15 protein-coding genes and 1 tRNA gene are annotated in these 23,727 nt (G+C 59.3%); 9 read left to right on the top strand and 7 right to left on the bottom strand.

The genetic code is table 11. From position 1 onward, the window contains the following. Window positions 1-199: 199 nt before the first annotated feature. Window positions 200-1,558, bottom strand: a complete 1,359-nt coding sequence (locus tag OZX75_RS06135) for an MFS transporter (protein WP_277145778.1) — start codon at window positions 1,556-1,558, stop codon at window positions 200-202. A gap of 617 nt (window positions 1,559-2,175) precedes the next feature. On the opposite strand from OZX75_RS06135, the gene OZX75_RS06130 reads away from it, so the two are divergent. Continuing rightward, on the top strand, window positions 2,176-2,859 hold the full coding sequence (locus OZX75_RS06130) for a histidine phosphatase family protein (protein ID WP_277145777.1): 684 nt from the start codon (window positions 2,176-2,178) through the stop codon (window positions 2,857-2,859). A gap of 88 nt (window positions 2,860-2,947) precedes the next feature. Beyond that, window positions 2,948-3,922 (top strand): hypothetical protein, encoded by a 975-nt coding sequence (locus OZX75_RS06125; RefSeq protein ID WP_277145776.1) that lies wholly within the window; start codon window positions 2,948-2,950, stop codon window positions 3,920-3,922. A gap of 149 nt (window positions 3,923-4,071) precedes the next feature. On the opposite strand, the gene OZX75_RS06120 is transcribed toward OZX75_RS06125, so the two are convergent. The 4 genes from OZX75_RS06120 to OZX75_RS06105 all read right to left on the bottom strand — a co-directional run bounded on the left by OZX75_RS06120 (window position 4,072) and on the right by OZX75_RS06105 (window position 8,377). After that, window positions 4,072-4,248, bottom strand: coding sequence for a hypothetical protein (locus OZX75_RS06120; RefSeq protein ID WP_277145775.1), 177 nt, complete (start codon window positions 4,246-4,248; stop codon window positions 4,072-4,074). A 339-nt stretch (window positions 4,249-4,587) separates the two neighbouring features. Further along, window positions 4,588-5,703, bottom strand: a complete 1,116-nt coding sequence (locus OZX75_RS06115) for a DUF805 domain-containing protein (protein WP_277145774.1) — start codon at window positions 5,701-5,703, stop codon at window positions 4,588-4,590. 367 nt (window positions 5,704-6,070) lie between these two features. After that, window positions 6,071-6,889 carry an ABC transporter permease gene (locus OZX75_RS06110; protein ID WP_277145773.1) on the bottom strand — a complete coding sequence of 273 codons (819 nt, stop codon included), beginning with the start codon at window positions 6,887-6,889 and terminating at the stop codon, window positions 6,071-6,073. A gap of 423 nt (window positions 6,890-7,312) precedes the next feature. Beyond that, window positions 7,313-8,377, bottom strand: coding sequence for an ABC transporter substrate-binding protein (locus tag OZX75_RS06105; RefSeq protein WP_277145772.1), 1,065 nt, complete (start codon window positions 8,375-8,377; stop codon window positions 7,313-7,315). An 861-nt stretch (window positions 8,378-9,238) separates the two neighbouring features. Here OZX75_RS06105 and OZX75_RS06100 point away from each other — a divergent pair. The 4 genes from OZX75_RS06100 (at window position 9,239) to OZX75_RS06085 (ending at window position 15,355) form a co-directional block, all read left to right on the top strand. Then, window positions 9,239-12,265, top strand: coding sequence for a hypothetical protein (locus OZX75_RS06100; protein ID WP_277145771.1), 3,027 nt, complete (start codon window positions 9,239-9,241; stop codon window positions 12,263-12,265). Window positions 12,266-12,397: 132 nt separating this feature from the next. After that, a complete protein-coding gene (locus OZX75_RS06095) occupies window positions 12,398-13,876 on the top strand; it encodes an FAD-dependent oxidoreductase (RefSeq protein ID WP_277145770.1) in 1,479 nt (492 codons plus the stop codon). Window positions 13,877-14,206: 330 nt separating this feature from the next. After that, on the top strand, window positions 14,207-15,163 hold the full coding sequence (htpX, locus tag OZX75_RS06090) for a zinc metalloprotease HtpX (RefSeq protein WP_277145769.1): 957 nt from the start codon (window positions 14,207-14,209) through the stop codon (window positions 15,161-15,163). A 121-nt stretch (window positions 15,164-15,284) separates the two neighbouring features. Further along, a tRNA-Gly gene (locus OZX75_RS06085) sits at window positions 15,285-15,355 on the top strand. A 201-nt stretch (window positions 15,356-15,556) separates the two neighbouring features. On the opposite strand, the gene OZX75_RS06080 is transcribed toward OZX75_RS06085, so the two are convergent. Then, window positions 15,557-17,923 (bottom strand): DUF2264 domain-containing protein, encoded by a 2,367-nt coding sequence (locus tag OZX75_RS06080; RefSeq protein WP_277145768.1) that lies wholly within the window; start codon window positions 17,921-17,923, stop codon window positions 15,557-15,559. A gap of 253 nt (window positions 17,924-18,176) precedes the next feature. Beyond that, entirely contained in the window at window positions 18,177-19,259 is a 1,083-nt protein-coding gene (locus OZX75_RS06075) for a LacI family DNA-binding transcriptional regulator (protein ID WP_277145767.1), read from the bottom strand. A 155-nt stretch (window positions 19,260-19,414) separates the two neighbouring features. Between OZX75_RS06075 and uxaC the strand changes: the two genes are divergently transcribed. The 3 genes from uxaC to manD all read left to right on the top strand — a co-directional run bounded on the left by uxaC (window position 19,415) and on the right by manD (window position 23,717). Then, the gene (gene uxaC / locus OZX75_RS06070) at window positions 19,415-20,848 is read left to right on the top strand and encodes a glucuronate isomerase (RefSeq protein WP_277145766.1); all 1,434 of its coding nucleotides are present in this window, start codon (window positions 19,415-19,417) and stop codon (window positions 20,846-20,848) included. A 63-nt stretch (window positions 20,849-20,911) separates the two neighbouring features. After that, complete coding sequence (locus tag OZX75_RS06065) at window positions 20,912-22,330, top strand: mannitol dehydrogenase family protein (protein WP_277145765.1); 1,419 nt, start codon at window positions 20,912-20,914, stop codon at window positions 22,328-22,330. 139 nt (window positions 22,331-22,469) lie between these two features. Then, window positions 22,470-23,717 carry a D-mannonate dehydratase ManD gene (gene manD, locus OZX75_RS06060; protein ID WP_277145764.1) on the top strand — a complete coding sequence of 416 codons (1,248 nt, stop codon included), beginning with the start codon at window positions 22,470-22,472 and terminating at the stop codon, window positions 23,715-23,717. The last annotated feature ends 10 nt before the right edge of the window (window positions 23,718-23,727 follow it).

The following is a 23,727-nucleotide window of genomic DNA, read 5'->3' as shown; positions in this document are numbered from 1 at the left end:
CAGCATTAACAAGGGTACAGGTGCTGGAAAAGACGCATTTAGCGTGTCTAATTAGGTCTTTTCCAGCATAAATGTGCGTGGAGTGCTGGAAAAGACGTGTTTAGTGACGTATCTAGCGGTGTAAGCACATGGCAGACATGTGGCTGTGGCTGCAAGGTGAGGCTGCGGTCGCGTGTGTGGTGTGTGGGCAGGTGAACCCTTATACCTCAACCTGCGTGAGCATCGGGGTTTCGGTGCTTTGCTTGATCTGCCTGAACCCGAGGAAGGAAAGGGCCAGCGAGCTCAGCGCGAGCGCGGTGACGACCAGGAAACCGCCATGCGAACCCATCCGATCGATGAACACGCCGGCGATGGCCGAACCTGCGGATCCGCCGATGGAGTTCATGGCGCTGGTCCACGCCATACCTTCGGTGAAGCGGGTCGGCGGCACGAGGTGGAGCATCAGCTGGTTGCCGTTGATCCACGTCGGGGCCTGGCACACGCCGATGATCAGGTAGATGACCATGATGGTCCAGATATTGTGGGCGAACATGAACGAGGCGATGCCGAGGTTGACCACGATCAGGCAGAAGTAGAAACGCTTCCACAGCGGGATCGTCCAGTTTTTCGCGCCGTAGAAAATCGCGCCGATCATCGACGAGAACGAGAAGCAGGCGAAAATGAAGCCGGTGTACTGCTTCATGTTCTGTTCGGTGGCGAACGAGATGATCGAAATCGAGGCCGCGGACTGGAAGGCGCCGAGGCCGAACCAAGTGACGCACATCGCGATCAGGCCCGGTCCCCAGATGGACTGACCGGATTTCAGGATGCCGGCCTTCTTTTCCGCGGCTTCCTCGCGCCCGCGTATCTGTGCGGCCTTCAGCGCCTCACGCTGACGGTATTCCTTGCGCGAGATACCGGCCTTGCGCGCCAAGACGGTCTGCGACGGCGGTTCGGTGGAAAGTTCGGTCAGGAACATCAGCGCGCCGACGATGACGCACATGCCGGTCACCGAAAACGCGAGCACGCCGGAAATCACGGCCAGGGTCGAGGCCAGGGGATTGCCGATGACCCACATCGCCTCGTCGAAGACGCCGGAAAGCGAGAGTGCCCGGTCGGTGCGCACGCGGTCGCCGCGCAGCAGATGCGTCCAGCGGCTGCGGGACATGGCGCCCCACGGCGGTATGGCCGACATAAAGGGTACAAGAACGAAGAGAATCCAGGAAGGCACACGTGCTGTAATACATGAAACCAGTGCCGTCGCCGCCACAACCCAGACGATGATGGTGGGAATCGAGACCTGCCGCTGGCCGAACTTGTCGACCAACTTGCCGAGCACCGGGCTCATGATCGCCAGCGCGATGGCCTGCACCGCGCTCAGCGCCCCGGCGAGCGTGTAGTTGCCGTAATAATGCTGCACGGAGATGGTGATGGTCATGCCGACCATCGGGAAGGGCATGCAAGCGATGACCGAGCCGATGGCGAAGCGCGCGGTGTGCGGCATACGCAGGAGTTCGGCATAGCCGCCGAACAGGCGGTGTGAGGCGTCTTTGAGACCGGAGACAGGTATAAAGCGCATGGCTTTAGGAATTCCTTTCAGGGTGTATAGGGAGTCTTGCGGTTGCTGGCAGCAGAGAACCCGATTGTGCCGCGAGTATTCCGTGTGTCTTGTTCGCGGGAGTCGGTTGGTGATTCAGGGCGATGAGAATAACCCTTTACTGTGCTCTCAGCCTCGTTACTTTACCGGTCATACACCACGACACGCGGTGAATTGCGCGGTAAACGAAGAATAAAACGTAAATCTTTTGCGAACGTACGCAGAACGCGGTTTGGGTGTTCGAAACCAGACGCTGAGGGTGCCGTGAATTGTGAATATTGCCGATTTTCAGGTATCTTGGTGCACCAAGTTGCCCGATATCGGTCAATTGGGCCTCCATTCTTCATTATTGAGGTATCTTGGTGCACCAAGTACCTGGAAAATGGATGATTTCACTTGAATTCTTCAAATTTTGGTGGGCTTGGTGCCACCAAGACGGCGAAAAGATGCAGTATCGGCCTCGTTCTGATTCGGGGATGTGCCAGAAATGTGTTGGATGTGGTGGGAGGATGGGGCGGATTGACCTCGTTGCGCGATGCGTGCAGATACGCTGGTATTTTAAAAGTAAGCAAGTAACCGGAGCCAATGAAAGGCCATCTATGTCGTCATCATCGTCGTCAACCGAGAAGCAGACCACGTTGCATTTCGTCCGTCACGGCAAGGTCGAGAATCCCGGTCACCTGCTTTACGAACGTCTTCCCGGCTTCCACCTTTCGGGGCTGGGATTGCGTATGGCCCAGGCCAGCGGACGTTACATTGCGGCAAACGCGCAGATGAACCAGGCGGTGGCGCTCTATTCCTCGCCTCTGGATCGTACGCGCGAAACGGCGCAGGCGATTCTGGCCGAGCTCAATCCGGTACGGGTTTCGCGCGGGGAGGCGGAACTTGGTATCGAAACCGACCCGCGGCTCATCGAGGCTGGCAACGATTTCCGCGGCCTTCGTATCGGCTATGGCAAGGCCGCGCTGTGGCGGCCGCGAAGCCTGAAGCTGCTGCGTAACCTTTGGCGGCCGAGCTGGGGAGAGAGCTATCGGCACATCGCCGCGAGGGTCAGCGATTTCGCGCAGGAAGCGGTGCGGAACCACCCAGGCGAGCAGGTGATTATCGTCAGTCACGAATCGCCGATTTTCAGTTATCGGCATATGCTGGAAACCGGTCATCCCGAACACAATATGTTGCTTCGTCACACCGCGCTCGCCTCGATCACCTCGATTACCTACGACAGTGCGACCGGCAAAATGCTCGACATCTCCTATGTCGACCCGGCCAAGGATGTGAAGTGAGGCGCGTCGGCGTTGTCATAGGCGCGGATGGATTACGATAGAGTGAGAACAAGAACCGGCAATTGGCAGTAAAGGCAAAGGAGCGAATATGGCGGTTGATATTGAGGGTGGCATCATCAAAGATGGCGAATTGGCTCGTTTGGCTTTGATGCCCGGTGTGCGGGATGCGGCGCAGGCTGGTGTCGATCTCATTGCGCTTTGGCCGCTGGACACGGCTCAGAAGCTCAGCAACGACGCGAAATATGCCGAGGATCTGCAGGTTCTGGTCTGCCGGGCCGTCGCCGAGGTCATTACTGGCGAGGAAATCCCCATGGCCGACGCCGAATTCGTCTATGAAGGCGCGGTCAGCATTCCCGGACGTCCGCAGTCGATGGTCGACGCGCTGATTGACGTCAACGACGCGTACGAGCAGATGGAGGACTATTCCCGCACTGGCGACACAACGCTCGTGATGGCCGGCGCTGGCGATCTCAATGTCGGTTGGGACGAAAAGACGGTGAAGGCCGTCGCCGCCGCGCTCGAAGAGATCGAGCAGGCCGCGGGTGCCAGTGCCGTGTCGGGCGAAGACGGGCAGGGCAGCGAGCAGGAAGACGATTCCACTCCGCACGGTCCCGACGTCGAGTCCGTCGCCCAGCGTCTTGCGGTGGTATTGGCTGCAATCAGCGGCCTGTTTGGTCTGGTCGAAAGCGCTGATGATACTTCAGACGACGCAGATGCCGCGGCGCGCAATGCGACTCCGATCATGCTCTATATCAACGAATTGTGCGAGCGCATGTCGATTCCGCGCATGTACCTGACCAGCGGGCAGTTCAAGGATTTGGTGGCGAAATATCGTGCGACGGCAGGTTCCGGTGATGGCGATGGCTCGCTCGACGTGGTGGCCGGGTTCGTCGCTCCGCTTGCCAAGGCCGAGTGGGAAAAGCACCACAATGACGTCATCTACGATCCGGTGGCCGTGGCGAAGGCCGAAAAGGAAAAGGAAGAGAAGATCAAGAAGGCCAAGCTGGCCGAGAAATTCAAGGATATTCCGGAGGACAAGAACAAGCCGCCGGTGGAGCTGTAGGCTTGGGCTTGGCCGATAAACCAACCCGAAGGGGTTGCGGGCTCCGGTTGGCCCGGACGGTTGGATATATGAAACGTGCGTTACCGACAACATCGCGGTAACGCACGTTTCATATGAGCATCAACGCTCGATCTTTACTCGGCCGCTTTTCAATTCGTGCCGGCAGGGTTCATATCGGTCGGTCCCATGTATCCTTGCGCCGGTTCCCCGCCTGAGCCCGGCAACTCCGTCTTGCCGTCATGGCCGCCGCCGGGACGCGTGTTCGCATCGAATGGCGGCTCCTTGAGAGTTGCATCTTTGAAGTCTCTGGTTGAATCTGTCATCATTGCTCTTTCCTTCTGGTCCGTCGCACACGTCGTAGTGCGCCGATTTGGCTCCAACAAGTGCCGGACGTATACAGGCTCGTGCTACCTATTGTAATAGGGCATACGGCAAATTTCTACGTGAGAATTTTGTTTTTTCGTATAGTGATTTTTTATTGCCACAATAGTTGTGGATTTGATGTTGACGCATTTGTATTGATGCATTGCAGACAATGTCGTTTGGGGGCTCAAAATCGTTTTCAGGAAGCGATGTCAATCCATCTGTCCGTTAATGCGGAAGGCCCTCCGCACGCATAGAACGAAGGGCCTTCCGCATAACAACGATTTACCAACGGCTGCGATTTATCGATTGGAATCGTAACCATTGCCGACATTGCCGTTGCCGTTGCCGTCGTTGTTCAGGTTTTCGTTTCCGAATCCCGAGGCGTGTGGTTGGTCGTATGGGGCTTGGCTTTGGCTCTGCTGGCCTGCACCATATTGAGGTTGGGCAGGGGTGCCGGCCTGCTGGTTGGCGTTTTGTTCATACGGATTGCCTGCGAAAGCTCCCGGTGTTGCCGCCTGATCGTATTGAGCATTCATCGGCATCCCCTGAGCCATAGGGGCACCCTGATCCATCGGCGGCATGTACTGGCCTTGGACGCTGGCTTGCAAAGGCTGGTTTTCGTCGAAGCGTGCACCCTGCGGGTTGGGGCCCTGCACCATGAAGACGATGCCGACGATGAATCCGGCCAGCATGCAGAGCAGGAAAATGATCGCTCCTACGATCACCCCGCCCACGGCACCGGCACCGACTGTTCGGAGCAGGGCCTCGCTTGAATCCATGACCGAGCCGACCGACAATCCTGCGGCGATGGCCGTGAAGAAGAAGACAATGGCTCCGCCGATGACCAGACCGTAAGGAAACAGGATCCACCAGCCGGATTTGTTGGTATCGTGCAGGCGTCGGATGTCTACGGCGAGGGTCGGCAGGAATACCGCCAGGTTCCAGATGGTGTCGAGGAAGGTGTCGTTCTTGTGGAACAGCGCCTGATCGATGATGTTCAGCACGATGGCGACGATGAACAGGAACAGCTGCGCCCACCAGAACTCGCTGCGGCTGGCGCGGCCGGAGAACTTGACGTATTTGAGGAAGAAACGCTTGACGGCATCGACGAACGAGCACCCGTAATAGGGCATGTTCAGCGGAACGGCCATTGAAGCGGCGAAATCGTTGGGATTCGGCCCTCCGTATGGCTGGGGCTGGTCCGGGGCGCCGGCTGGGAATGCCGGAGCGCCGCCTTGGTCTGTTGGCTGGTTGCCTGCATATTGGGGCGGAACGTTACCCTGCTCCGCCTGCGGGGCGCTGTATTGGTATTGCGGTGCCGAACCGGTTTGGGAGGTTCCGGAACCGGGCAGAGGAGGAAGGTTGCCGGCGAAATTCTGAGATTCGCCGGGCTGTGGCATTGCGGGTTGCTGCATCGTCGGTTGGACGAAGTTATCGCTTGATGGCTGGTCCGTCTGATATTGATATTGCGGTGCCGATGAAGTCGCAGCGGGGTTAAAGGAAGTGTTCGAAGGACTGTTTTCGCTATAGCCATTATACGGATTCTGATCCGCTGAAGCATTGCCTCCGTTTTGTTCAGAGCTTGTGTCGTTCATCGATTTCCTTTCGTTGAAGATCACTTTCAATATGCATTCACAGCTGGCGGATACCCACAGCATTCAGGAACATCGTGAATATATGGCCTCATACATATTCTCAGTCTAGCCCAGAGTATCGAGGTGGATACTTTACAGTCATTTTTGTTAAACAACCGGGATTTGTCCGGTTTTACAGGGTTTTTTATCAGGTTTCGCTGTCATCCAGTGAGATCGCGCCATCTTCGTCGGCCGGGCCGAGCAGCAGGCGTTCGGCCAGCGAGACAAGGCCGAGCAGAATGCCGGTCAGTGCGACCACGACGATGGCGGCGGAGAAAATCAGAGTCGTCTGGAAGGAGTTGAACGCGCCCTGCAGCCATACGCCGAGGCCGTTGGTCGCGCCCAGATATTCGGCAGTGACCGCCGTGCCGAAAACGTAGGCGGCGCTGATGCGGATGCCGGAGAAGACCTGGCGCGCGGCGACGCGAAGTTTCACGTGGAACAATGTCCACGGCTTTGTCGCCCCGCAGGTCAGCGCCACGTCCTGGTAGAAGCGAGGTACGGCGGCCAGTCCGCGCGAGGTGTCGACGGCGATGGAGAACAGGCCGAAAATGGCTACCAGCGTAATTTTGCCGACCGGGCTGAAACCGAACCAGATCATGAACAGCGGCGCGATGGTGATGATCGGGATGGTCTGCGCGGCCACGAGCAGCGGATAGATGGCACGGTTGGCGGTTTTTGAGGCATAAAGGCCGATACCGATGGCGATGCCGGCGATGACGGCGATCGCGAAGCCGGCCAGAGCCTCAACGGTGGTCACGGCCGTCGCCGCCATCAGATCGGGCCATGTGGCAATCATCGACGAGACGATGGCGGCGGGGGAGGCCAGCGTCGTCTCATTGACGAGGTGTGCGCTCGCCGCGGCCTGCCAGAGCACGAGAACCGCGCCGATGGTCACGGTCGGAGGCAGGACTTTGCGCCACCAGTGTTGTGCGGCATGGTGTTGGTGATGTGCCACAGAGTCCATGATCATGTCTCCTTCATTTGTCTTCATAGTATCTTGGTGCCACCAAGATGGCTGTTTTTCGTCAATTGGGGGTTAATTCTTCGATATTTGGCGTGCTTGGTGCACCAAGACCCCCATTTTTGAGCAAATTGCTCTGATTTCTTCGATAATCGGGGTACTTGGTGGCACCAACGCCGTTGAATTCAGAGAATTTGGGGCACAATCTATGGAATAGAGGGTGCTCGGTGGCACCAACATCGTTATTCGGGCGCGCAAATTTTGTATTGTCGCTTGCAATGAGCTGTGAGCATGCATTATGAGCAGTTTCTGGGTTGTGCAGGAAGGAACTTGCTCGATGGCGTGAGCTTTTTGAGTATCGGCTCCTTCATTCCACGCACTTGCTGGTTGCGATCCCAGTGCTCCCGAAGTTCTGCAGAGGCTATCTCATTGCACATACTTGTTGGTCGAAAGCTCGGTGGCCTGAGGCGCATAGGGAAGTTTCTTCTCGTGCAAGCCGGTGTAGGTGCCGGCGTGGTATTGGAAGTCCAGATACTTTTGGCCGTCTGCGGTGTTGACGGTGCCGGTGAGCTTCTGATTAGGCTTGCCGGAGGTCGTCTCGTCGCCCATGCCGTTGCCGCTCCAATAGCCTTCGCGCACCACTTTTTCCATGGAGGCGCGGGCGAGTTTCGGGTCGAGGTGCGAGGTCTTGGTTTGGCTGACGAGGATGTCGGCGGCTTTGTTCGGGTGGGCCAGTGCGTAGTCGTATCCGCGTCGTGCGGCCTTGAGGAACTTCTTGAGATTGGCGGTGTTCTGGGGATTCTTCAGCCAGGAGTTCTTCACCGCGAAGCCGAGCTGGTCGGGGTTGCCGGGCACGCCCCACTTGTCGGCGGCGAAGCAGTTCAGGGCCGGCCCGTTGAGCTGTGACTCCACTTCCTCCCAGTTGGCGTAGAAACCGGCGAAATCGCCTTTGCCGCTGGTGAGTGTGCGGAAGGTGTTGGTGCCTGCCGTTGCGGTTTTGAAGTCGCCGGAACCGCCGGAGTAGCGAATCATCTGACGTACCGAAGCGCTCTGCTCGGCCGAACCGAAGGTGACGAAGGTCTTGCCTGCGAAGTCTTTGGGCGTCTTGATGTCGGTGCGGCTCTTCAGGCTGCACCAGCGGGCGATGGGCTTCTGCGTCAGGTCGAAGACGAGTTTCAGATCGGCACCGTGTGCGTCGGCGTTGGCGAGGTCGGTCAGTTTGGAGAAGCCGATATCGGCCACCCCGTTCTGCACACTGGTCTCCGCGCCGGCCTGGGCGGTCGGCAGGATCTTCACATTGATGCCGGCGTCCTTGAAATAACCGAGCTGCTGGGCCACATACAGGCCGACATGGTTGGTGTTCGGTGTCCAGTCGAGCATGAAGGTCAGGGTCGGCTTGCCGTTGGAGCCGGCCGTGCTGCCGCTGTTGCCGGACGCGTTGCCGCAGGCTGCCGACGAAAGTCCGAGCGCGAACGTCGCGATGATTGCCAAGATTGTTCTGACTGCCGTACTCGCCTGCTTGCCTTCGCGTCGGTTTTGATTCGTTCGTTGCCGGAAGTTGCGATCGGGTGTGGCCGTGTTATGGCCGACACTTATAGAAGTATGGCGCCGAAGCTCTGCCCGCTTCAGGATATTGCCGAAAAACCGCGAAAAACCTCTGTTGTTGCTCACCGTGAATCACCTTGCCTGTGTATTGCGGCCCGAGGCGACGCATGCGGAAAGGTGAGGAGTCCGCGCGACGAATCAGACCGATGCCGGGTGTGGAACGGAGCATATCGCGATGCCGTTTTCATACCCTTGCGTGTACTGGATTATCGTCTTGGCGCAGCTGCTGCCACCAACCGCGCGAACAATGCTCAGTATAGCCGCAAGGGTTCGCAAGAGGTCCACGACATATAATTCGTGATAACCAAAGCTATTGCTGATGGCTGAATGAAACGATTTATGAAGTTCATGTGACGGCTCAATTTCTCTTTAATGTGCGTCGTGTGCCATTATTGTTGCTCAAGTTGTTGCGCTGTTGGAGTTTCGAGCAAACCTGCTGTTGCCAGTCGCAAGAACGTTTTTATGGGGTCGAAGTGGGTTTTTGAAAACCTGGCGGACGAGGTGTTTGCCTGTAGATTTTTTAAGACAGTGCGCCCTGTTTAGTTTTTACCCGACAGAATGTTGTATAACGTTTGTCCTAAAAGTATGGCAATATTATCGTGTTAGATAGGCATATGCTGCGAAGGTGTGGTAAGTACTTCCACGGGGGAAGTGGTTGAAAGTTGTGGCACCGATACAGGGGCATATAATACGATGAAGATGTATTACTGGAGGTAAGCGGTGCGTAGTAAAGTCTGGCGTGTTGTTATGGCGTCGGTATGCGTCGCCGCAGGCCTTTTCAGCGTGGTCCCGGCAGGTGCGGCATCTCCGACAAAGTCGGCCTCGGCTCCGGTTTCTTCGAGTGTTGCGCAAGATAAAGGGCACAGTGCGGGTCCTTCCAGTGTTTCCGCTGCGAATTCCGGCTCATCACCTTCTCTGCGTTCAGACAAGGCGGCTGTATCCGGCGAATCCGTGGGCACGACGAATACGAAGGTGTCTGCGCCGTCAAATCTGGCTGGTAATCCAAGGAATGGCACAGCCGCGTCTTCTCCAGAAGGGGCTGCGTCAACGTCGGCTAAGGGGAGCGGCAAGGTCTCGACGCAAGGTACGGGAGATACGTGTCTGACGGTTTCGTTTGACGGCAAGGGCGCTATGGGAGTGCCGGCCAGCGTCACCGGTCGCATCGATGGCGCCGGCATGTGCCTTGTGCAGATTCCCGAGTCCACGGGCATGACGCCCGCCAGCTCGGACCAGTCGTTCCGCGGATGGTCCGCGAGCGCCTCCGCCACCACGGCGGATACCGCCTATGACCCGGGCAGCCACCAGTACAATCCCTCGACGCTGACGGGCAACACGCTCACGTTGTACGCCGTCTGGCGCACCACGCCCGCACCCACCGACGTCAAGGCCGCCTACCATCACGCCAGCGACACCGTGACCGTCTCCGGCAACGCCGACGACCTCGACGACCATTACGGCACCGTGACCGTCTGCGCCGACGTCGCGGCGGACTCCACCTCCTGCAAGCCCAGCGGCATCCGGGTGAGTGCGGTCTTCCCCGACCCGAGCGATTCCGGCAAGCTCGCCGTCACGGCCACCGCCAACCGGCTCAGCACCACCGATCTGACCTGGGCGGGCGCGCTGGTCTGCCCGGTCGACACCCCGTTCCCGAAATTCAATGCCGGCAATCCCGACAACGCCAAATGCTCGAATATCGAGATACTGACCAACGGCGGCAGCGGCGGCTTCGGCACCAACGTGGACGGCTTCTCCATCGGCGGGCGTTACAACACCAATGACCACACGTATACGACCATCGACAGCGATTTCAAGAACGGCTCCGGCTCTTACGACCTTTGGATGTTCACCCGCAGCCGCAACTGGGAGGTCATCAGCACGCCGCAGCGCGTGGCCCACGGCTACCAATACACCGCCCCGCAGTCCTTGTCGGATTCGGGTTCCAAGGCGAGTGCGAAGTCCGCTTCCCGCGCCTCGTCTTCGGCCGCCGCGACGCCATTCTCGTCCGGTGCCGTCTCGACGCGCTCCGGCCCCATCGTTTCCAAAGCCCAGGAGGTGAGGGTCCAGGGCGCGGGAAGCCAGCCATGGAGCGTCACCTTCTCGGCGACCGATTTCATCGGCTGGTACCCCCGCGACGCCTCTTATTATCTCTCCTCGTTCCTCACGCTCGGCGGCGGCTACCACACCACCGTCGCCACCTCGAAGGTGACCAGGAAGTCGGACGTGCTGCCATGGGTGCAGGTCAATCTCGACAGCAACAGCGCCAACGGAGGGCCCGCCGCGTCTCTCTCGCCCCTCTACGGGTTCGTCGACGGCGGCAGTGGCAGTTCCACGCTCACCTTGCCCGGCGCGGCCGCCATGCCCGCGGTCGCCGGGAAGATCCTGCTCGGCTGGAGCGCTGACCCGAAGGCCGGATCGTCGTCCGGCAATATCTACGCGACGGGCAAACAGGCGATCCGATCCACCGACGGCGCCGCCTCGCCTTCCGGCCATGGCACCGTCCTCACCCTCTATGCGATATGGGGCGACCCACCCAAGCCCTACGATATGGAAATCCACTACCATCGCTCCACCGACACGGTGGACGTGACCGGCAAGGTGGACACCGGCAACGATTCCGATGGCGTCATTTCCGTGTGCATGACCAGCGAGGGCGGTTCGAACGCCTGCGAGAACGATTCGGGCGTCAGGGTCGACAAGATGAAGGTCGACCCTGACGACCGCGGCAGGATCGCCATCACCGGCACGGCCGACAGCCTCACGACCGGTGTGCAGGGCACTTGGGTGCAGGCATTGGTCTGCCCGGCCGGCTCGCCGTTCCCGAATTTCCCCAACTACGGCGAGACCAGCAATCCGGACAATCCGCTGTGTTCGAACATCGAGATGCTCACCGAAAACAGCAACGACGGCAAATTGCACAGCATGGGCATAACCGACAAGCGCAACGGATTCAGGATCGGCGGCCATTTCGATCCTGGTTCCAGGGTTGAAGACCAGGAGTGGACCACTTCCGACAGCGATTTCAAGAACGGTCACGGTCTTTATGACATCTGGATCTATCGTCGTGATCAGCACTTCGAGTACAAGGACAAGCCAATCAAGCTGATTTCCAAATATGGCTATCCCGAACACAGCGAGGAGACGTCCGGCACCGACAACATGTACGTCCAGCTGCATGGCAAGGGCGTGCAGGACTGGAAGATCTCCTACCCGCGGGAGACCTTCATCGCCAAATTCCATATCGGTTCTGAACATCATCTGATCGTGCGTCTGAACGTCGGCGGTATCGCCTCCGATCCAGCCAATCTGGATGGTACGTTGCCTTGGCTCAAGGCGACTTTCGACGCGAATGCGGCTCACAACGGTTCCGGCACCCCGCCTGGCGAGCTCAGGGCGCTGATCGACTACGACGAGAAGAACGGGCTGATCACGCTGCCTGGCCAGGGCGATATGCAACTGACGCAACTCGACAAGTTCGACCTCCTCGGATGGAACAGGGATTCGGGCGCTAAGGGAGCAGGCAAGGACGACAAACGGCCGAAGCATGATGTGGCCAACGACCTGTGGACCGATGCCGACGCTTACTTCGACCAGAGCGGCACCGCCACGGAGACTGACGTCACCCTATATGCCATCTGGTTCAGGCGGGGTTCCGTCCTTCCCTTCACCGGCAGGTCGCCGCGGATGCTGGTGCTGCTGGCGGCGTTGCTTGGCATCTCACTGATGGTGCTTGCCGTCACGCATGTGCTGCGCGATCGCTTCACCAAGAGCCGCTGAATTTATGGCGAGTCCTGTGTGCTTCGGACGTTCTGAATGGTTTGGCTTTCCGGCCGCGTAATGTCAGGTGTACAGGTTGTTCGAATGGCGCAAGCTCTTTCGTGGTCGGGCTGGTTGCGATAATCTAGAGACATGAGTGAAAACAACAGCAACGAACTCCGCATCGCCGTCGTCGGCGCCGGCCCTGCGGGAGTCTATTCATCCGACATCTTCCTGCGCGAGCTGAAGAAGAAGGCCGCCGACCTCGGGCTGCCCGACCATGCGCGTATCGACCTGTTCGAGAAGCTGCCGGTGCCGTTCGGCCTGGTGCGCTACGGCGTCGCCCCCGACCACCCGGCCATCAAGTACATCGCTGACGCGCTCGAAAAAACGCTCGACAATCCCGATATCCACCTATACTGCGACGTGGAATTTGGCCGCGATTTGACGCTTGACGACCTGATGCCGCGCTACGACGCGGTGCTCTTCGCCACGGGTGCGGTGGCCGACCGGCCGCTGACCATCCCCGGAGCCGACCTCGACGGCGTGCACGGTGCCGCGCGGTTTGTGGAGTGGTACGACGGCTATCCGACCGGCGCTCGCACTTGGCCGCTGGATGCGCAGAAAGTCGCGGTCATCGGCGGCGGTAACGTGGCGATGGACGTTTCGCGCGAACTGATGCGCCGCGCCGATGACTTGAAGGCCCGCACCGATATCCCCGACAATGTCTACGAAGGCATCAAGGGCAACGCGGCCCGCGAGTTGCACCTCTTTATCCGCCGAGGCGTCGCGCAGGCCAAGTTCAGCGTGCAGGAGCTGCGCGAGCTCGAGAAGCTGCCGGGCGTACAGATCATCATCAACGAGGACGACTTCGACCTCGACGAGGCCACCATCGAGCAGGCCGGCAAGGACAAGCTCACCCGCCAGATGGTCGAAGAACTCTACGCCATCCGCGATATGGCCGAGGATATGCAAGACGACGGCGGCGTCGATTTCGAAGGCAACCCCGCTACCAAGAAGTATTACATGCACTTCAACTCCGCGCCTACCGAGGTTCTGGGCGAGGGCGGCAAGGTGGTCGGCCTGCACGTCGAGCACACCGAGACCGGCGCGGACGGCGTGATGCGCCACACCGGCGAATTCACCGACTATCCGGTTGAGGCTGTCTATCACGCCATCGGCTACAAGCCGGCGAGCGTGCCGGGCGTGGCCTACGACGAGCAGCGCAGCGTGCTGGCCAACGAAGACGGCCGCATCCTCGCCGAGCCCGCGTTCACGGCCGAAACCGGCAAGAGCACCGTTCGCCCGCGCCTTTACGCCACGGGCTGGGCCAAGCGTGGGCCGGTCGGGCTCATCGGTTCCACCAAGTCCGACGCGTTGCTGATCGTCGGCAACATGCTCGAAGACCTCTCCAAGGTCGAAGACGCCGACGGGGCCGGCAAAGGCTGCATCGCCGCCGACCGCGACCCCGAGTCCATCGACCGCCTGCTCGCCTCGCGTGGCGTCAAGCCCATCGACTTCGCCGGCTGGAAGAAGGTCGACACCTACGAGCGTGCCGAGGGTGCGAAGGAAGGCCGCGAGCACAAGAAGGTCATCGACCCCGAACAGCTGCGTGCGCTCGCGTTGGGCTGAGCGCGGCGACTACTCACCGGCGAAGGGCGGCTGCAGCACTAGTGTGCTGAGGTTGCGGGCTATTCGCTGATCGTATCGGCGTCAGGTTTCCACGTGAAGCTTGGCGCCGTTCGCGTGCTCGCTCCTATATGGAGAAATGATGGATGCGATGAAAATCAGCATTTTACCCATGTTTTCGTGAGTTTGCTCGCATGTTCGATTGAACATGCGATGAAAATCAGCATTTCGGTGCCGTTTTCTTGATTTTCATCGCAGCTTCGAAATTGTGAATGCTGCGCGAATCAGCACGCGTTCAGCGAAAATACAGGCTGATTCGTTAGGCTTTGGTGTATGGGCGGCAAGATTAAAGTACACGGCCACTTGAACGGTCTTAAAACCACATTGCTTTTCGCGGTGATGTGGGCCATCATCATGCTTATTTGGTGGCTTACCGGTGCCAGCCGTGACACGCTCATTTATTACATTTTCATCGGGCTGGCTTCGACCTTCATCTCCTATTGGTTCTCCGACCGCATATCCATTGCTTCGATGGGCGCACAGCAGGTCTCGGAGCAGCAGGCGCCCGAGCTTTACCGCATTGTGCGCGAACTTTCCGCACGCGCCGGCAAGCCGATGCCGCGCATTTACATCGCGCCGACCATGAGCCCGAACGCGTTCGCCACCGGCCGAAACGAGCGTCATGCCGCCGTATGTTGCACGCAGGGCATTCTACAGATTCTGAACGAGCGAGAGTTGCGCGGTGTACTCGGCCACGAGCTGATGCACGTCTATAACCACGACATCCTCACCTCCGCCGTGGCCAGTGCGATGGCGACGGTAATCACGTATCTGGGTTACATGCTGATGTTCTTCGGCGGCGGGCGAGATAACGACGACCGCGATTCCGGGATTTTCGGGCTGCTTGGCGTGGCGCTTAGCTCAATTCTCGCGCCCATCGGAGCTTCGCTCATCCAGCTGGCGATTTCCCGAACCCGCGAATACGACGCGGATGAAGACGGCAGCAAACTCACCGGCGACCCGGCAGCGCTTGCCTCGGCCCTCAATAAGATCACGTCCGGAGCGGCCGCCAACCCGATGCCGCAGACCGCCGGCACCCAGTCCGCCGCCGCGATGATGATTGCCAACCCCTTCTCCGACGAGGGCTTCAGCCGTCTCTTCTCCACGCATCCACCGACCCAGGATCGTATCAATCGCCTGATGCAGATGGCTCAGGAAATGCAGGGTGTAGGTGCCGGGCCACGGGGCGACCGGCTGGGTTCAGAGGGCCCGGCGCAGGTCGCTTATTAAACGCGTCGCTCGTCGTTGCCAATCGGTACTCGAAGTCATCGATGAGTCTTATGGCGCGTGCCTTCGCGCCTGTGTGCTAAACTTTCCTTTTGTATGTGCTTGTGAACGCAGGTACATTACTGCGGATGTAGTTCATCGGTAGAATGGAAGCTTCCCAAGCTTCAGAGGCGGGTTCGACTCCCGTCATCCGCTCTTTCAATTCCTTGATTTTCGACGTTTCCAAGCCCTTTATCGCCTCTATGCTCAGCCGATGCAACTCCGAAGCAGCAACCAAAAGTTTCAGCCTCCACTGGCGTTGTCTATGTGGTTGCGGTTTTGTATCTCTGAGACATGCGGAATGGGCCGATTCCCTAACGTGATGGGCCAGAGGGAGTCTTTCGTATTTCCTCGTAATCAGTTCTGCAGTTCCGCCAGATTCACCGTGTGCGTCTCGCCGCGATAACTGATGCGCAGTTCGTCGCCGGCCAAAATAGCGCCGGGCAGGGCAATCGACCCGTCGTCGTTCACGCTTTCCAACTCACGGTCGCCGAGATAGGCGGAGACGAACACATAGTGTCCGGGTTCGATGATGCGCATCTGCATGGGAATGCGCGTTTTGGGGTAGAGCAGATTGGTGTTCGGCTCAGGGGCGGCCAGTTCCAGCGCGAATCCCTCGGCGCCGATCAGACCGGTGAGCCCGACGTCGGTTCGGTAGAACAGGGATCGCTGCGGCGAACCCAGCATGGCTACCGGGTTCGTGGTGGGTCTGTCGATAGTTTCTTCGCTTCGGTTGCCTGATTCGTGGGTTGAATGGGGATCTGCGGCTTGGATATTGTCGTTCGCGCCAGAGTCGGCTTGACCTGCTGTGTCTGAATTTTGTATTTCGGAAAGATGATTTCCGCCGTTATCGCTCTCACTCCAGCCGGACTCGAAGGAACCGTCAGCTGCGTGCTGTGCTGCCGTCTCGGCAAACCCGCCGATTAGGTTGATATTGGCAGTGGCGAGTTCCTGCCCGAAGTCCGGCATCGCGAAGCCGCCCTCGGCCAGATGCAAGGCCCGCCCAGAATCGACGACGTGGACGCGGATGTGCCACGGCATCAGCGGCACGATGAAATTACGGATCGTGACGTCGCTCCACGGCTCCCAGCGCGAATAGACGTAATCGCCGTGCACCGCGTAATCGGCGTAACCAAAGGCCGTGCGCCAATGATATTCCGACTCGGAAACCGCCAAAGTATTGTCGCATGCCATCTGCTTGAGCACGGTCGCGGCTTTCGGCGTCGAGAAGCCGAAGGTCGTGGAATAGACGTACTTCTCGTATTTCGCGTCGGTGTGGTTGTGCTCCGGGGCGTGCTGGCCAGCGGTGAACGCCTGCACCTCCAAGCCCGTGCGGCTGTGTGCCACCAACATGCGCGGCTCGGGTTGCAGCAGCAGCGGTTCGAATTTGAAATCGTCGCTTTCGCGTGTGGTCCAGAAGGGAGCGGACTCGGGGATACAAAGGAAAATAAAGGTTTTCAAGGCCCAGTAGGCGGACGCCGGACCGTTGTAGCCCTCGGCCATATTCATATTCGGATAGGCGTAACCGATGGGAATCAGTCCGTCGGATTGGAAAATGTTCTGCCTGAACCACCAACGCAGGTTGCCCAGCAGTAGATGCTTGACGTCGCCGAGCGACCATCCGGTCGGCAGATCGATTCCGGCGAAGGCCGCCGCGCCCCAGAACGCGGCCTGAGCGAACCGGTAGTCGAGGCTGCGTCCGAACGGCAGGCAGGCGCCGTCGGCGGCGAACCAGTTGGCGTAGCTGGGCACGAACGCGGTCGCGCGTTGCCGAAGCAATGTATAGCGTTTCGCTTCAGCGGCGCTGGGTTTGCAGATACCGGCATCGCAAGAAGTTGTCGTATCGAAAGTCTTGTTGCTTGTCCGGCCGGCGGTTTTTACGGAAATGTTATCGGCACTATTCTCGTCGAGAATGTCGTTGTCGGTGTCGGCATTCACTTCTGCAGATTTGGCGGTCCCGAATTTCCGGGAATCGCAGGTGGTACGTCCGCCGCACTCACTGCAATGATTGCGATTGTGCCAGTCGCGTTCGGCAAGTCCCGCGTTCATCAGCGTAAAGAACTGATAGGCGAACGGGATATAGTTGTCGATCTGGTCAACGTACCCGTCAAACGACCATCCGTGATCGAGATAGTGCGAGGCGGTGATGTCGAAATCGGCTGCTATCTTCGCGTCGTATTCGGTGTGCCCCGTGTGTACGAACCATGTGTTGACCATCTGCCGGAACCAGAGCCAGTTGGTTTTCGGCAGCTCGTGATGGTTGATCTGGTCGAGCCAGGTGAGGATGTTGGCTTGTTGCGCGGCACTCAGATGGTCCCAGAAATCCTGTCGCGTCTCGAAGAGGAAGGCCGTGATCGCACCCATTTCCACGAAAAGCTGGTCGTAATCGTCCAGCGGATTGCCCCAGAAATCGGGGTCGTCGGGGGTGGTGCCATGCACGATGCCGGCGCACGAAAGCTGCCACCAGCGCGGGAATCGAGCGATATTGCCCCGGTTGGCGAACAGCGGTCCGAGTCCCCAGAGCAACCGGCAGAAGCCCTCGATGGAAGTGCGGTCCTGGCTGTAGACGGCCCCGCTGTCGCTCATGCGGAATCGCCCGTATCTGCCTCCGCTTTCCACCAGTCGCATGGCCGGCGCGAGGATATCGACCAGCGCTTCAACGCAATCCGCCTTGGTACGCAGTGGGTTTGTGGCAACATCTTCATTGAATGGCTTCGTTTTCATGGTGCTTCTTTCCGCAGTATGCCTACCATGGTCTGTCGTTCGTCGGGCATCGCGCAAGCCGGTGGCGTGCGCTGCGGGATTTTATCGAGGACGAGCCAATGATTTGAACGCCGTTTTATTTTCAGAAAGCATGGCAAATTCTGGCAACAATGCGCCTTGGTGCCGTCGTCGAGCCGCGGCTATAAGCCTGACGATTTCCCGATATCCGGGTGCTCGCCATCTCGTTATTCACGTGTTCAAGCGCATTCCCTCATTACTCGTGCGCGATCGAAGCTAGCGAAGGGTTGACTTTGCCGGTGCTGGCGCGTACGACATACGAGGATTCCAGCATGATCGGCCTGCGGTCGTTGGTTTGCTTGACGTGGTGGATCAGGCTCAGCACCTCCGTGACCGCTTTCGTGCCCAGTTCCTTTCGAGGCAGACGGACTGTCGAAAGCGCGGGGGAGACCAGCGAGCTGAATTGCACGTCGTCGATGCCGACCACCGAAACTTGGCCGGGAACGTCGATGTTGCGCGAATGCAGGGCCGCGATGAATCCGATGGCCATGATGTCGTTATAGGCGATGACGGTGTCGGTCGGGTTGTTCAAAAACACTTCTCCCGTGCGGAATCCGCCGCTGAAAGTCGGCGCGTTCGAAGGGATGCGGCGCAGTTTCAGATGGTGGCGTGAGCAGATCGACGAAAGCGTGCGCCAACGTACTCCGTCCTGCCATGAGGATTCCGGGCCGCTCAGGTACGTGAAATTGCGGTGGCCCAGGGTTGCGAGGTGCTCGACGGCTTGCCCCAGTCCGGTCTGCACGTCGCCGATCACCGATTGGATGCCGCGGATGGAGCGGTTCAGCGTCACCAGCGGTTTGGTCTGGGCGAGTTTGCGTATGCCGGCGTCGGAGAGGCGGGACGAGGCGAGGATCAGCCCGTCGATATGTTGGATGGCGGTATGGATGGAAGTGCGCTCGATGACCGCGTTTTCCTCGGAATCCAGCACCAAAAGCCCAAAGCCGTTGGAAAGGCATTCGTGTTGGGCCGCACGTGTGTATTCGGCGAAAACCGGGTTGCTCAGGTCTGCCACCACGATGCCGAGCATGCCGTTCAGGTGGTCGTCGTTGGTATGCGCCCTGATGGCCGTGGCCCGATAGCCGATGCGGTCGGCGATGTCGTAGATTCGCTGGGCCGTGGCCTCGTTGACCCGTCCTGGACGTGCGAAAGCCCTGGAAACCGTTGAAGGGGCGACACCGGCGGCCTTGGCCACATCGCGGATGGTGATGTTCGGTTTTGGCGCGTTTGGTTTGTCGGGATTGCCGTTGTCCTGCCGTTGGCTGTTATCGGTTATGTTCATTGTGCTCCTTTGCTCGGTCAAGTATAACCCGCGTTTGGCAAGTAATGGCAACAGAGCGCACCGCCAATACGTCTCCCGTAGACTGAGGAGTCGATAAAAGGGTGTTCAGCATCGTGGCGGACTTCTGGTTTGCAGCGGATTAAAGGATGGTGCCTATGGTTGGCCAAACAGATACATCAGAAACGGTTCTGTCTCCGGATCGTTTGTTGCCGGCGGAAGGCTTGCCGCTGCGCGTTGCTCGCGAACTGTACGAGTCCGTGGAGGATCTGCCCATCATTTCCCCGCATGGCCATATTCCGATCGAATGGTTCGCCGAGGACAAGCACTTCGCCAATCCCACCGACCTGTTCATCACCCCGGACCACTACGTGACGCGGGTCTTGCACGGTCAGGGTGTGCCTTTGAGCCGGTTGGGCGTGGGCCAGTCCGAGTTCACCGATCGGCAGGCACGCGACGCCTTTCTCACCTTTGGCAAGTATTGGGACGCCTTTGCCGGCACCCCTATGCGCTATTGGTTCGAGGATTCGTTGGCGAGGGTGTTCGGCATCGATAAGAAGTTCGGCAGCGAGACCGCCGGGGCGATTTACGACGAGCTTGACGAAATGCTCAAGGCCCCGGAATTCAGCACGCGCTCGCTCGCCAATCGTTTCAATATGGACTTCGTTTCCACTACTGACGACCCGGTGAGGGATTTGGGGCTTCATGATAAGGTCAACGCCGACCCCGATTTCAAACCGTTCGTTTCTCCGGCGTTCCGTCCGGACAAGTATCTTGAGCCGGCTCGTTCCGATTGGCCGCGATTGGTGGACGCTTTGGGACGCAGCGCCGGAATCGACGCTTCCACCTATGAGGGATTCACCGAGGCGATGCGTCACAGAAGGCGGTATTTCAAGGATCACGGTGGGGTCTTAAGCGACCATTCCCATGCCGACTTGCGCTCGGAACGTCTTTCCGACAAGGAAGCACAACGGCTGTTCGGCGAGGCCTACGCGGGGCATATCGAAGCCGGAGACGCCGCCCGTCTGCGCTCGCATCTGTTCAACGACCAGGCCATGCTCGCGCAGGAAGACGGACTGGTGATGACCGTGCATCCGGCCATCGCCCGCAACTACGATGCCAAGGCTTTCGCCAGTTACGGCGCGGATGTCGGCGGCGATATCCCGGTTCGGGCCGAGTTCGTCGAAGCGCTGCGCCCGCTGTTGAACGAGTACGGCGACAATGCCGATTTCCATTTCGTCGCCTTCACCGATGACGAGACCGTTTATTCCCGTGAATTGGCGCCGCTTGCAGGCTTCTACCCGTCGTTCTATATCGGGGCGCCGTGGTGGTTCATCGACGCGCCGGATTCGATTTCGCGCTATTTCCATGCCGTCGTTCCGTATGCCGGATTTACGAAGCTTTCCGGGTTCATCGACGACACCCGCGCGATCTGCTCGATTCCTTCTCGCCACGACATGAACCGCAGGGTCACCGCAAGTTTTGTTTCCTCTCTGGTCTGTGACCGCCGCATCTCCATGGACGAAGGGCTTGCAATCATGCACGATCAAGTATCCACCCAGCCAAAGCGAGTGTTCAAGATCGGGAGCTGAGCAGTAAGTCGAGCAACACCAAACAGCGTAATGCGTGACTGCGCATCAAGAAAAGGGGCAGCAATGAAACCAGATAGCGTTTCCATTCCTCAAATCAGCCGTGAACAGAACGGTCGTCCGGCCGCGCCGGAAAAGATCATTCACCTGGGGATAGGCAATTTCACGCGTGCGCACCAGGCAATCTATACCGAACATGCGCCGGATGCCGCTGCATGGGGCATCGCCGGTTTCACCGGTCGCGGGCCGCGGATGTCCGACTTGCTTGAGGCCCAGGAGTGCGTATACACCTTGATTACTTCCGGAAGGCGTGGCGACCAATTCGAGGTCATCTCCTCGATTTCCTCCATGCACAGCGGCTCGGACACGGCGGCGTTGCGCGCCCGGTTCACCGATTCGGATATTGCCATCGTCACTTCCACGGTCACCGAGGCGGGGTATAAACGTACCCACACTGGCGATTTGGATATCGCTGATCCCGATGTCGCGGCGGATCTGCGGGCGTTGAAAGCCGACCCGCTGGCAGACGGGCTCAAAACCGTGCCGGTGCGCATGGTCGCAGGCTTCCTGGCTCGCAGGTGTGCGGCGGCCGGCCCGATCACGGTATTGCCTTGCGATAACCTGGCAGGCAATGGTGCCGCGTTCCGCAAAGTCGTCGAACAGGCCATTGCGGAGGTCGATCCGTCATTGCTTGACTGGACGCGTTTGAACGTCTCATGGGCGACCTCGATGGTCGACCGCATCACCCCTGCCACGACGCCTGGTGACATCGAACTGGTCGAACGCGTGAAGGGCTGGCACGATGCGGCACCGGTACGTACCGAGCCGTTCCGTGAATGGGTGATTGCCGGGGATTTCCCGGCCGGACGGCCGGCCTGGGACGAAGCGGGCGCCGTCATCACCGACGACGTCACGCCGTATGAGGAACGCAAGCTGTGGATGCTCAACGGTTCTCATTCGACCTTGGCCTATTGCGGCTCGCTGTTTGGCTATGAGACAGTCGCCGATGCCGTCGCGGATCCGACTCTGCGCTCCTGGATCAACGAGTGGTGGGATTTGGCCGGGCAGTATATCAGCGTGCCCACCGCCGAATATCGCAAGCAATTGCTCGAACGTTTCGAGAACCCGAACATCCGTCATTTGTTGATGCAGATTGCCTCCGATGGAAGCGAGAAGCTGCCGGTTCGCATTGTCCCTGCGGCCCGAAAGGCACTGAAGGACGGGAATTCGATCGTGCCCGCCGCCCGTGCCATCGCGGCGTGGATATTGTTCCTCACGCGTTTCAGCGACCGTCTGGCCGACGTCAATAAAAGCAAGGTCGTTGCATGCGCGAAGGCCTGCAAGACCGCGGACGGCGGCATCGATAAGAGAGGCGTGAAATATGTGGTCTCCTATCTCGATCGCGCTCTCGGTGCCTCCTCATTGTTCGTCGATGAGGTGGTCAACCAGTTGAGCGAGGTGAGCAAGGTCGCAGCGGTTCGTTAGGCTTCGCGATTTGGCTGGGTGGGTGATGACCGGTTCATCGGAATCGGCGTAAACGTTTAGGCTGCCAAAATTTAATAATGTAATACATAACAACGCGTGGCTACGGACGCCGCAAGTTGTGCAATAGAAAGGAATCGATATGGCTATTGAAAAGGCCGAGGTATTCGTGACGAGCCCGGGGCGTAATTTCGTCGTCCTCAAACTCACCACGACCGACGGAATTGTAGGTCTCGGCGATGCGACGCTCAACGGGCGCGAACTCGTTGCCGCGGAGTACCTGAAGACCATCGTTCCTGCCCTGATCGGCAAGAACGAGGACAACATCGAGGACATGTGGCAGTACCTCTACAAGGGCGCCTACTGGAAGCGCGGACCGGTGACCATGGCCGCCATCTCCGCCGTCGACGTCGCTCTTTGGGACATCAAGGGCAAGAAGCTCGGGGTGCCGGTCTACGACCTCTTAGGCGGGGCCTCCCGCAAGGGTATCCTCACCTATGCGCACGCCTCCGGCACCGACCTGCCGAGCCTGTTCGACTCCATCGACATGTATCGCGACATGGGCTTCAAGGCCACGCGCATCCAGTACGCGCTGCCCGGCATCCCCTCGACCTACGGCGTGGCGGCCTCGGCCAACGCGCAGACCGGCAATGGCGAGAAGGGCATGCGCTACGACTACGAGCCCGCCCGCCGCACCAGCGTGCCGGTCGAGGAGGTGTGGGACGCCCGCACGTACCTCAACACCATCCCCGGCGTCTTCGAGGAGGTGCGCAACAAGTACGGCAAGGACCTGATCCTGCTGCACGACTCGCACCATCGACTGCGTCCGATCGAGGCCGCCCGCTTCGGCAAGCTCCTCGAGCCCTACGACCTCTTCTGGATGGAGGACACCACCCCCGCCGAGGAGAACCAGCAGTTCCTGCGCATCGTGCGCGAGCACACCACCACCCCGATCGCCATCGGCGAGATCATCAACTCCTGGACCGACTACATCACTCTGATCGAGGAGCAGCTCATCGACTACGTGCGTTCGGCGGTCACCCACACCGGCGGCCTCACGCACATGAAGAAGCTCATGGCCTTCGCCGAGCTCTTCGGCGTGAAGTCCGGCTTCCATGGCCCCACCGACGTCTCGCCCGTGGGCATGGCGGCGAACCTGCACTTGGACCTCGCGATCCCGAACTTCGGCATCCAGGAGTACATGAAGCACAGCGACGAGACCCTCGAGGTCTTCCACACGTCGTACACCTTCAAGGACGGCTACCTGCATCCGGGCGACAAGCCGGGCCTCGGCGTCGACTTCGACGAGAAGCTCGCGGCCAAGTATCCCTACCAGCCGGCTCCGCTGCCGGTCGATCGCCTCCTTGACGGCACCATGCACGAGTGGTGATTTCTGCGCG

It is taken from the genome of Bifidobacterium sp. ESL0800 (assembly GCF_029395355.1).
GTDB lineage: Bacteria > Actinomycetota > Actinomycetes > Actinomycetales > Bifidobacteriaceae > Bifidobacterium.
This window is presented reverse-complemented; position numbering and strand designations above follow the sequence as displayed.